Source organism: Methanobrevibacter sp., assembly GCF_045116495.1.
Taxonomy (GTDB): Archaea; Methanobacteriota; Methanobacteria; order Methanobacteriales; family Methanobacteriaceae; genus Methanocatella.
Window position 1 is genome coordinate 1 of the sequence record NZ_JBGULU010000044.1, and the last position, 9,797, is coordinate 9,797.

15 protein-coding genes are annotated in these 9,797 nt (G+C 33.2%); 5 read left to right on the forward strand and 10 right to left on the reverse strand.

The features are described from left to right. The 4 genes from ACJMLH_RS02120 to ACJMLH_RS02135 form a co-directional block, all read right to left on the reverse strand. On the reverse strand, positions 1-473 hold a 473-nt coding region (locus ACJMLH_RS02120), incomplete at its 3' end, for a homocysteine biosynthesis protein (protein ID WP_405274282.1). 50 nt (positions 474-523) lie between these two features. After that, positions 524-1,294 (reverse strand): phosphosulfolactate synthase, encoded by a 771-nt coding sequence (comA, locus tag ACJMLH_RS02125; RefSeq protein ID WP_405274283.1) that lies wholly within the window; start codon positions 1,292-1,294, stop codon positions 524-526. 131 nt (positions 1,295-1,425) lie between these two features. After that, positions 1,426-1,713 (reverse strand): UPF0058 family protein, encoded by a 288-nt coding sequence (locus tag ACJMLH_RS02130; RefSeq protein WP_405274284.1) that lies wholly within the window; start codon positions 1,711-1,713, stop codon positions 1,426-1,428. A gap of 321 nt (positions 1,714-2,034) precedes the next feature. Next, on the reverse strand, positions 2,035-2,763 hold the full coding sequence (locus tag ACJMLH_RS02135) for a UPF0280 family protein (RefSeq protein WP_405274285.1): 729 nt from the start codon (positions 2,761-2,763) through the stop codon (positions 2,035-2,037). 45 nt (positions 2,764-2,808) lie between these two features. Between ACJMLH_RS02135 and ACJMLH_RS02140 the strand changes: the two genes are divergently transcribed. Further along, on the forward strand, positions 2,809-4,188 hold the full coding sequence (locus ACJMLH_RS02140) for a 2,3-diphosphoglycerate synthetase (protein WP_405274286.1): 1,380 nt from the start codon (positions 2,809-2,811) through the stop codon (positions 4,186-4,188). 100 nt (positions 4,189-4,288) lie between these two features. Here the strand turns inward: ACJMLH_RS02140 and ACJMLH_RS02145 are convergent, their stop codons facing one another. Continuing rightward, positions 4,289-4,573 carry a transcriptional regulator gene (locus ACJMLH_RS02145; protein ID WP_405274287.1) on the reverse strand — a complete coding sequence of 95 codons (285 nt, stop codon included), beginning with the start codon at positions 4,571-4,573 and terminating at the stop codon, positions 4,289-4,291. Between the two features lie 113 nt (positions 4,574-4,686). Between ACJMLH_RS02145 and mtxX the strand changes: the two genes are divergently transcribed. From mtxX to ACJMLH_RS02160, 3 genes are read left to right on the forward strand one after another with little or no spacing between them, the layout of a single operon-like run. Beyond that, positions 4,687-5,400, forward strand: coding sequence for a methanogenesis marker protein Mmp4/MtxX (gene mtxX, locus ACJMLH_RS02150; RefSeq protein WP_405274289.1), 714 nt, complete (start codon positions 4,687-4,689; stop codon positions 5,398-5,400). 51 nt (positions 5,401-5,451) lie between these two features. Beyond that, positions 5,452-6,216 (forward strand): polyprenyl diphosphate synthase, encoded by a 765-nt coding sequence (uppS, locus tag ACJMLH_RS02155; protein WP_405274291.1) that lies wholly within the window; start codon positions 5,452-5,454, stop codon positions 6,214-6,216. Between the two features lie 3 nt (positions 6,217-6,219). Next, positions 6,220-6,981, forward strand: coding sequence for a TatD family hydrolase (locus tag ACJMLH_RS02160; protein WP_405274293.1), 762 nt, complete (start codon positions 6,220-6,222; stop codon positions 6,979-6,981). Positions 6,982-7,005: 24 nt separating this feature from the next. On the opposite strand, the gene ACJMLH_RS02165 is transcribed toward ACJMLH_RS02160, so the two are convergent. From ACJMLH_RS02165 to ACJMLH_RS02185, 5 genes are read right to left on the reverse strand one after another with little or no spacing between them, the layout of a single operon-like run. Further along, positions 7,006-7,374: a hypothetical protein gene (locus ACJMLH_RS02165; protein WP_405274295.1), complete on the reverse strand. Its 369-nt coding sequence runs from the start codon at positions 7,372-7,374 to the stop codon at positions 7,006-7,008. Next, positions 7,367-7,708 (reverse strand): hypothetical protein, encoded by a 342-nt coding sequence (locus ACJMLH_RS02170; RefSeq protein WP_405274297.1) that lies wholly within the window; start codon positions 7,706-7,708, stop codon positions 7,367-7,369. The genes ACJMLH_RS02165 and ACJMLH_RS02170 overlap by 8 nt, the downstream gene beginning before the upstream one ends. After that, complete coding sequence (locus ACJMLH_RS02175) at positions 7,692-8,057, reverse strand: carboxymuconolactone decarboxylase family protein (RefSeq protein WP_405274299.1); 366 nt, start codon at positions 8,055-8,057, stop codon at positions 7,692-7,694. Before ACJMLH_RS02175 ends, ACJMLH_RS02170 begins: the two co-directional genes overlap by 17 nt. 16 nt (positions 8,058-8,073) lie before the next feature. Continuing rightward, positions 8,074-8,571, reverse strand: a complete 498-nt coding sequence (locus tag ACJMLH_RS02180; RefSeq protein ID WP_405274301.1) for a hypothetical protein — start codon at positions 8,569-8,571, stop codon at positions 8,074-8,076. After that, complete coding sequence (locus ACJMLH_RS02185) at positions 8,568-8,963, reverse strand: hypothetical protein (RefSeq protein ID WP_405274303.1); 396 nt, start codon at positions 8,961-8,963, stop codon at positions 8,568-8,570. The genes ACJMLH_RS02180 and ACJMLH_RS02185 overlap by 4 nt, the downstream gene beginning before the upstream one ends. Positions 8,964-9,060: 97 nt before the next feature. Between ACJMLH_RS02185 and cobM the strand changes: the two genes are divergently transcribed. Then, the coding region (gene cobM / locus ACJMLH_RS02190) for a precorrin-4 C(11)-methyltransferase (RefSeq protein ID WP_405274305.1) at positions 9,061-9,797 on the forward strand (737 nt) is incomplete at its 3' end.

Consider the following 9,797-nt stretch of genomic DNA (forward strand, 5'->3'; position numbering starts at 1 on the left):
GCCATACGGGTTCCTATAATCTGACCTCTTCCAATATCATCAATTGTTATTGTATTTTCAATTGTTTTTCCTTCAACACTTTCAACACGTACATCAACATCTTTTCCCTGTAGCAGTTCTTTTAGAAGGAACCCTCCTCCATAATTAGAATCTTTTATTGAGTGTGTTGTTCCATGAAGAATTACATCCAAAGACCCTAGCCATTCATTAGGACATGGGCCTGCATAAGCAGGTATTCCATTCAGGAACACTTCACGGGCTCTTATAAATTCTCCAGGAGGCGATACAATAAAGTTCAGTATTGCCGCAGTACCGCTCATTACGCCACAGGTTCCTGCAGTAACCACATCCACTTCATCGAAACTCGGAGTGTCACCCTTTTTTATGAGTTTTTTAAATTCTTCTGCCGTATATATGTTGGCTTCGCCGTCTTCAATCTTCTGATTGATTTGACCAATAGTTCTAGTTGTCAATTTTTTACTCTCCCAATTGTTTTAACTACCAACGCCCGAGTTAATACAAATTATATTTTGCCAACTGTATCTCCTCTCAATCCCTGTCTTAAGGTTTCAAGAGAAGTTATGTCATCACTGGAAACATTGCCTAAGTTAACAGTGTTTCCAAGTTTGAGTATGAAAAAGACCTGTTGGTCTTTGTTTGGAGCTTCCCATAATATTTTGTCTGCATCGATTTTATCTAAAATTATATCTATTTCATCTTCCTTGGCATTTCCTGCCTTATCAAAAATGCCTATGTTTTTTCCACCTTCCCTTGCTTCAACTATAACAAGTGAAGATCCTGCATTCAATTCTTCCTGCATGTATTGAATTCTTTCATCCAATGTTAGTTCCTTATCCAATTCAGGATTTTTCTTACCTACTTCGGATAAAACTTCAAATCCTTCCTGTTTTGCTCTTCTGATACAGTTCAATTTATCATTATGATTGATATTTGTAGATCCGTCTGATATTTCTATAGCTGGAAAACCCAGTTCACGGGCTTCTTCAAAAAATTCTGTCAGCTTATGATTCATATAAGCGAGTTCAAATAATGTTCCTCCTGTATAGGGAGTTATATCATGATTTTTATACATTTCTACTTTGGCTTTTATTATGTCCTGTTCATGTACGATTGAGGTTCCCCAACCGAATTTCAGATAGTCCACATATTCTCCGGAAATGTTCATTAAGCTTTCGGCAGTTTCAAGGCCTAAACCCTTGTCCAAAACCATTGTTATGCCTTTACTTCTCGGTTTTTGTTCTCGACTTTTTGCTAAAAATTCAAAAGATTTCAAAATATCACGCGTGTTATTTTAATTTGTTAAATTATAAATAATAACTAATAGTATTTAAATCTTATTAACACTTTGCTTTTATGCTAAAAAAAAGTTAAAAAATAAATTTAGAAAAAAAATTAAAAAAAAGATTAGTCAGCACGAAGTTCATCTTCAGACCTTTTAACTAAATCTGAAAGTGAATTGCGGACATTCTCAGGAATAGAATTATCCTCTTTATCAGCTATTACCTGAGCAATAATTTTACACAAAACAAAAATAGCATGTTTATGCTCCGCTTTTGTCTTATGAATATGATGTGGGCTAATTTTAAGTGTGATATATTCACTGCAATCGTTGGTAATTTGGTCATCTTCTGCTAAATATTTTAATACGTATACTAAAAATTGATGTAATTGAATCATTTCGTCTTTGTACATATATATCCTTACCCATTTAACTAATTTCTTTTAGTTAAAAAATAACTCCGATTTTTTGTATAATTTAATATTGTAATTTAATCATATTTAAATATTGCATTAAAAATAATTTACAAACACCAATTAATCAAATATTCTTCAATATTTCTTAAATATTCCTTTATAATCATATTAGTTTTTTAAAAATTGGTCACTACAGATAGATTTCATAAAGCAAACTTTACAGTTATGAATGCAAATTCACTATTATTAAATTAATAATACTATAAACAATAGGTTTATACAAACATCTATAATTTAAACAAAGCTCAGTTTCATATTTCAATAGCCTTGTTTTGAACCTTCAACAAACTCACTTGTCTCAACAATTTTTGGAAGTTTACCGACAGTTCCAACATTTTCACCGCAAATAATCAAGGCCCCCTCAAAAAACTCTTTATAGTTATCCGCACATTCAAGAGCATTTACAACCATGTCTTCACTGTACTCTCCAACTACGCTATTAGCTATCCTTGTTGCAAGACCATCACATAATGAAGCCGATTTACCAATTACAGTAACACAATCTGCCTCACCAAAGCTTATTGAATGACCGATTTTTGCCGATGAAGTGCAAATTCCCAATGGATTTCTTCTTTTTTTAATCTTAAATGCGATATTGTTTCCCAAAACATCATTGTTTGAATAAATTCCACAAAAAACATCCCTATCATTAACAACCGCAATATCACCACCATTTTCCACTATGGAATAAACTGATTCATGATCAATCAAATAGTTTAGAGACAGTTCTGAAATTGTTCCGGCAACACATGCCATCGGACCGACATCAGCCAAATTAGATGACTCATACATTTTAAAAACAATTGGTGAGAGATTACCATCAGGGATTTTAAGCGGTTCAATAGCTAATGAAAACTCATTATTTCTACGAATATGCTCTTTTAAATCCTGCCTGATATTGAAAATATATTTTTCCAAATAATGATTTGTCAAATCAGTCGTTAATCTTATATGAGTCTCATCTATGTCGATTTGTGAAAAATTCATGATTAATTATTAAACTTTTATATTAATTAAAGTATATCTATAATTATGAAAGCTCTAAACAAAATGCTTTGTTTGGTTGATGGTGAACACTACCTGCCTGTCACCCAGGAAGCGATAGATACATTGAATAACTTAGAACACACCGATATAGCTGCTGCAGTATTTATAGGAGGAACAGAAAAACTTAGAGATGAATCCGAAGAAACATATTCTGAAAAGCTAGGAGTTCCCGTTCAATTTGCAAAAGACAAGGACATTCCATATGACATTATCGTTGACATGATTAGAAAATATGATATTGATACAGTTATGGATTTAAGTGACGAACCAATTTTAGACTATTCGAAAAGATTTAAGATAGCATGCAAAGTTTTAAACGAAGGAATAAGCTATGAAGGTCCTGATTTTAAATTTGAACCAACATCACAATATGACGTGATGAAAAAGCCTTCAATCACCATTTTAGGAACCGGAAAACGTATCGGGAAAACCGCAGTTTCCGGATTCGTATCCAGACTTATTGATAAAAATGGATATGAACCATGTGTTATTGCAATGGGAAGAGGAGGGCCTGAAGAGCCCGAAATAGTGCATGGTGAAAATTTGGAAATTAATGCCAAATTCCTACTTGAACAATCCGAAAAAGGAGTTCATGCCGCAAGTGATCATTGGGAAGATGCGTTAATGAGCAGGATTTTAACCATCGGATGCAGGCGTTGCGGTGGCGGAATGGCCGGAGAAGTATTTTTAACAAACATGAAAAAAGGAGCAAGACTAGCTAATGAAGTTGATTCAAAATTTGCAATATTTGAAGGCAGTGGAGCTGCAATACCTCCAATTAAAACCAATAAAAAAATCGCACTTATTGGAGCTAACCAACCTATTGAAAATCTTACAACATATTTTGGACCTTACAGAGTAGGATTGGGTGATTTGGTAATATTGACAATGTGTGAAGAACCGATGTGCTCAAAAGAAAAAATAAAACAAATCGAAGATTTTGTAAGTGAAGTCAATCCGGATGCAACTGTCATCTCAACTGTCTTTAGACCAAAACCTTTGGAGGACATTTCAGGCAAAAAAGTATTATTTGCTACAACAGCACCTGAAGATGTTAAAGACAAGTTGGTTGAGTATCTGGAATCAAATTATAACTGTGAAATTATTGGAACAACATCACATTTATCAAACAGGCCGCTACTGAGGGAAGATATGGAGAAATATATGGATAAGGCTGACGTTATGCTCAGTGAACTTAAAGCCGCTGCAGTTGATGTTGCAACAAAAGACGCCATAGCTGCAGGTCTTGAAGTGGTTTACTGTGACAATATCCCGATAGCAATAAATGATTCCTATCCTGATTTAGCGGAATCCGTTTTAAAACTGGTCGATTCAGCAATTGATGATTTTAACAAATCATCATAACTTTATATTTTTTTAGAATTTAAATAAAAATAAATAAAATATTAACTAACACTAACTAACTATAGAAAAAAAGAAAATTATAAACGATTATAATTCAATATTATCCTAATAATTTTAAAATTTCGAGACCCAAATCAGTATTTTTATATAATCTGCCTTTGCGAGCATCCTCATTCAAACATACGACTAAATCATTTTCTTTTAAGTCTTTAAGTACATTAGATACATGATTTGTTCTCAAACCAATGTCCTCAGCAATTGCAGATGGGATTTTTATTGATTCGCCAATACTTTTTATTATATTGGTTCTGTATTCAGAGGCCATTACATAACCCAATATTTTAAAAATCTCATCGTTATTCATATAACTTAATATGTTTTGCATTCCTATTAAAAATGTTTGTATATTTATACAATTATTTAAACATTTTTAACAACATTTTATGCAATGTTAAAAAAATAAAACTTAATAAATATTACAATCATAATAGATAAATAATGAAAACTATAGCAATTGGAGTAGGAAAAAATAAAAATATTACCAAAGCGCTGGAAATCTTCAAAAATAGATACCCCATAGATACAAAATTAATACAAACTGATGATGAACTGGTTAAATCAATTTTAGATGAAGACATCGATGCAGTTGTTAGAGGATCACTTCCGGCATCAGGTGTCATCAAGGAAGTCAAAAAATATTTTCCGGAAATTTCAAGGGCAACATTTGTCCATGGAGAGGAGCATGAATTTTTATTAACCCCTGTTGGAATCGATGAAGGCACAACCATTGAAGATAAATTGAAAATTGCAATAAATTGTGGGGAATTCTTAAGAAAACTTAACAAAGAACCTAAAATAGCCATTCTTGCAGACGGTAGAAAGGGAGATTATGGAAGAAGCGAAAAAATCTCCAAATCCATTGATGAAAGCGAACAATTAACACAATTGATAAAAGAGAATACTGATTTTGAAGTTAAGAATTATTATATTTTAATTGAACAAGCTTTAAATGAAAATTGTAATGTTATTATTGCTCCTGATGGAATAATTGGAAATATTATATTTAGAACACTGATTTTAGTAAATTCCTGGCCTAGCTGCGGTGCAGTGACCTTTGGAATTAACGGAATATACATCGACACCAGCCGTGACCAAAGTGTAGAAGGGTACCTCAGAAGTTTAATTTTTGCATACAAATTGGCTAAACTTTAAAAAGTTTAAGTCACATAAATAATATTAATATATTACTTTAAGGGATAAAAAATGGCAGAAAATATACTTTATAGAATATATGAATGGTATATATCAAGGGATTTGGTTCCAGAGAAAATGCCAAAGCATGTAGCTATAATTATGGATGGGAACAGACGATATTCCAAACTCCAAGGAAATGTAGACGTTTTAAAAGGACATGAACTTGGAGTAGACACTTTAGAGAATGTTCTCGACTGGAGTATCGAACTTGGAATTGAAATAATAACTGCCTATGCATTTTCAACAGAAAATTTCAACAGACCAAAACATGAAGTTGACGGATTAATGAGACTGTTCGTGATAAACTTCAAAAGACTGGTCGACCATGAAAAAATACACAAAAACGAAGTAAGAGTAAAAGTTGTAGGTAGAACTGAACTATTGCCGGATGATGTAAAGGAAGCTATAAGAGAAGCTGAAGAGGCAACAAAAAATTATAATAAACGTTTTTTTAATTTAGCTATCGGATATGACGGCCGTTTGGAAATCATAGATTCATTCAAAAAGATTATTGAAGAGGTGCAGGCAGGCAACATTTCAATTGATGATGTCGATGAAGAACTTGTAAGTAAAAATCTCTATACTGCAGGTTTGGCAGACCCTAATTTGATTATAAGAACCAGCGGCGAAGAGCGTTTAAGCGGATTCCTTCTATGGCAATCTTCATACTCAGAACTTTATTTCTGTGAAACATTATGGCCGGAACTTAGAAAAGTTGATTTTATTAGAGCCATCAGATCATATCAAGCCAGAGATAGACGATTTGGAGCATAAAACATGATTGATACTCATTGCCATATAGATTTTGAAGATTTTGATGAAGACCGTGAAGACGTAATTAAAAGAGCCCAGGACAAATTAGATTATGTTGTTGCATCAGGTTTTAACAAGCAAAGTAATGAAAATGTCTTGAAACTCTCAAAAGAATATGATGGATTTATTTACCCTACTTTTGGTTTTCACCCCGTCAGTTCTCAAAATTCAACTGATGAAGAGTTGAAAGATGCTCAAAATCATTTAATAGCTAATTTAGATAATATTGTTGCAGTTGGCGAAGTCGGAATGGATTACTATTATGTTACAGATAAGGCTTTGCGTGAAAGACAGCAGGAAATATTTAGAAGCTTTCTACAGCTGGCCAATGATTATAAAGTTCCTATTGTGATGCATGTAAGAGACTGTGAGAAAAAAGCCGTGAACATCATTGAAGATTATGATGATATACCTTATTTTGTCTTCCACTGCTACGGAGGCAGCCTGAAAACTGCAAAAAGAATAATGAACAGGGACAATTGTTTTATGAGTTTCTCCACAATGCTCTGCTATTCACAGCACCATCAGGATTTAGTTAAAAAAATCGACCTTGACTATATTTTAACTGAAACAGACAGTCCTTATTTGGCAATGACAAAAGAAGAGAGAAATGAACCATCCAACGTTGTTAATGCAGTTCATAAACTAGCTGAACTTAAAGAAATAGATGTCAGTATTGTTGATGAAATAACCACCAACAATGCCCGTAAAATATTTAAAATTTAATTTTTTTTATGCAAGATAAAATGTTCAATAGTGAAGAGTGTAATTCAAATTGATTAACACGTCATTGTTTTCCTTTACCGCTTCGATTTCAAATTCGAAATCTGTGAAATCCTGCATGACCAATTTAATTAAATTCCATTCCAAAATAGAATCGTTTAAAAATATTGTAAACTGGTTTCTATCAATTCTGACTTCTTTTCGGCAGAACAGTTTAAATGCATAGAAATATAATTCCAACCTGAATATCAAATCCTGTTTATCTCCATTTCCGTTGATGAAATACTCTTTCAAGTCTTCTTGCAGGATTTTGCCTTCATCACCAGTATCTGCTCTGAAAGTCTCCATTTCAGCTAAATCATCCATTAACTGCTTTTTTTCTTCGTCACTATACATTATTATCACACAACAAAAATTTAAGTTTAATTAATTGAAAATCATTTGGAGCAAAGAAAAGTGTGAATCTGTCAAATTCATCATCCAGCTTTCGCAAAAGTTTAAAATCCAAATTATCCGGAATGATATACAAAATGAAACCATCATCAATAATTTCAACGCCCAAATCCTCCAAAAGGGGCACCCCCAACTCACTAATGAAAATATATTTGTACACTATCAGTTCATAGTCATTGACTGGCCTGTCATTTTCAATAACATCAATCAGTTCTTCCTGAAGTTTGGATGCAATTGCTTCAAATGTTTCCTCGGTAATCTCAATCCCTCTCGTCAAATACTTCCTTTGCAGCTACAACACCGTTAATAGCTTTTGGAAATCCGCAATAGGCACTCATTTGCATTATGATTTCAACTATTTCAGTTTCACTGTTGCCAACGTTTAATGCCGCATTAATGTGGTCCTTAAGTTGAGGAATTGTTCCCAAAACAGTCAATGCAGCAACTGTACATAACTCACGTGTTTTCAAATCAACTTCACTGCGAGTATATATTTCAGAGTAAGGATATTCTATTACAAAACGACCCAAATCAGGAGCAATATCCTCCAAGTCCTTGAATATTTCTTCAACAGGTCTTTTCTGTATTGTTTCCAAAACTTCTTTTCCTTTTTCATATCTAGACATATTAGTAAATATGTCCCTAAACCCATTTAACATTAGCTGTTGTGAAAACATAATGTGGCGAGAAAACCGGATTATACAATTTATTTGTAGATGAAGTGGAATTAAAGCTAACTGCTATTGATTTTCTCAGATTATAATTTATCCTATCACCAATCGAATCCAATTCCTTTTTTGAGAAATCCCTTGAAGTTTTAGCATATACCTTAAACTGAATTTTCTTTTTGTTGAAGTTATTGTCCGTTCCAATTTCAGAATATGATATGTTTACAATATCAACCGAGTATGGAATCAGCAGATCACTTTTCGACTTTGAATAATCATTGAACGTCTGTTTCGGATAAATTGCACCTGAGGATGATACCAATCCATCGGTAACGCCATTTCTTGCAGCACTCATTGCAATATTCAGTTCTTGCTGGTTATAAATAAATACAACAGAAATCATTATAATTAAAATCAGTACTCCTGTAAATAACAGATATTCAGCGCTTGTCTGACCCCTATTTTCCATCATTCTATCACCAGTTTTCCCTCATCATCTTTAGATATTACATATGAATGTCCCCCATATAATTTATATTTTGAATCCATATTTGATAGTGGAAGCAATGTTTCTCCCTTCTTATCTGCATATTCGATTGTTAACTTGTTATTTTCAACTGTTATTTCATAATATCCCTTATCTGAAGGCAGTGTTAATGATTTTGAATAGCCTTCACCATTGGAATTTACCTGACTTATCGTGTTAGCAACATCATCTAAAATAAGCCTATGGGCAACACTATCTTCCATATTCAAACTTGATTCAATGGCCGATTGTGATAAAAATAACAATGGAACAACTATGATTAAAATAACAAAGATTGAAAATAAATATTCTATTGAAATAAAACCTTTATTATCCATATTTTTTAATTATCGTCGAAATTAATAAACTTTACTCAAATCAAAAGTCAAAATTGATACAAAATTATTAAATAATATTTGATTAATAAAATTAACTATGAAAGGAAAAGTTATATTCATTGGTGCGGGTCCGGGTGATCCCGACTTAATAACAGTGAAAGGAAGAAAAGTTATAGAAGAGGCTGATGTGATAATTTATGCAGGTTCACTTGTAAATAAGAATGTTTTATGCCCTGCAAAAGAAGATTGTGAAATTCACAACAGTGCTTATTTAAATTTAGATGAAACTGATGCCATTATTACCGAAGCAGTCAATGAAGGCAAATTGGTAGCTCGTGTACACACCGGTGATCCTTCAATTTACGGAGCTATTGCCGAGCAGATTCGTGAACTTAAAAAGCATGACATCGATTATGAAATAATTCCTGGCGTAAGCTCATTATTCGGAACTGCAAGTGTTTTAGAGGCTGAATTGACATTACCTGAAATTTCACAAAGTGTTATCATTACCCGTCCTGAAGGAAGAACACCGAAACCTGCCGGAGAAAGCATATCCAGCTTTTCAAAGCATCATGCAACAATGTGCATCTTTTTGGGAATTGGTATGATTGACAAAGTGGTTGATGAATTGCTTGTCGGATATGAAAAAACAACTCCAGTTGCAGTCGTTAAAAAAGCAACATGGCCTGACCAGCAAATAATTAGAGGAACCCTTGAGGATATTGCAGACAAAGTAAAAGATGCAAATATAACAAAGACTGCAATGATTGTAGTGGGAGATGTCCTAGACCCTGGGGACTTTAATGCATCAAAGCTATATGACAAAAACTTCAA

Coding starts and splice junctions, on each gene's coding strand:
- ACJMLH_RS02130 (WP_405274284.1), bottom strand. CDS start 1,713: ATGTACAAAGACGAAATGATTCAATTACATCAATTTTTAGTATACGTA.
- ACJMLH_RS02135 (WP_405274285.1), bottom strand. CDS start 2,763: ATGAATTTTTCACAAATCGACATAGATGAGACTCATATAAGATTAACG.
- ACJMLH_RS02140 (WP_405274286.1), top strand. CDS start 2,809: ATGAAAGCTCTAAACAAAATGCTTTGTTTGGTTGATGGTGAACACTAC.
- ACJMLH_RS02145 (WP_405274287.1), bottom strand. CDS start 4,573: ATGCAAAACATATTAAGTTATATGAATAACGATGAGATTTTTAAAATA.
- mtxX (WP_405274289.1), top strand. CDS start 4,687: ATGAAAACTATAGCAATTGGAGTAGGAAAAAATAAAAATATTACCAAA.
- uppS (WP_405274291.1), top strand. CDS start 5,452: ATGGCAGAAAATATACTTTATAGAATATATGAATGGTATATATCAAGG.
- ACJMLH_RS02160 (WP_405274293.1), top strand. CDS start 6,220: ATGATTGATACTCATTGCCATATAGATTTTGAAGATTTTGATGAAGAC.
- ACJMLH_RS02165 (WP_405274295.1), bottom strand. CDS start 7,374: ATGTATAGTGACGAAGAAAAAAAGCAGTTAATGGATGATTTAGCTGAA.
- ACJMLH_RS02175 (WP_405274299.1), bottom strand. CDS start 8,057: ATGTCTAGATATGAAAAAGGAAAAGAAGTTTTGGAAACAATACAGAAA.
- ACJMLH_RS02180 (WP_405274301.1), bottom strand. CDS start 8,571: ATGATGGAAAATAGGGGTCAGACAAGCGCTGAATATCTGTTATTTACA.
- ACJMLH_RS02185 (WP_405274303.1), bottom strand. CDS start 8,963: ATGGATAATAAAGGTTTTATTTCAATAGAATATTTATTTTCAATCTTT.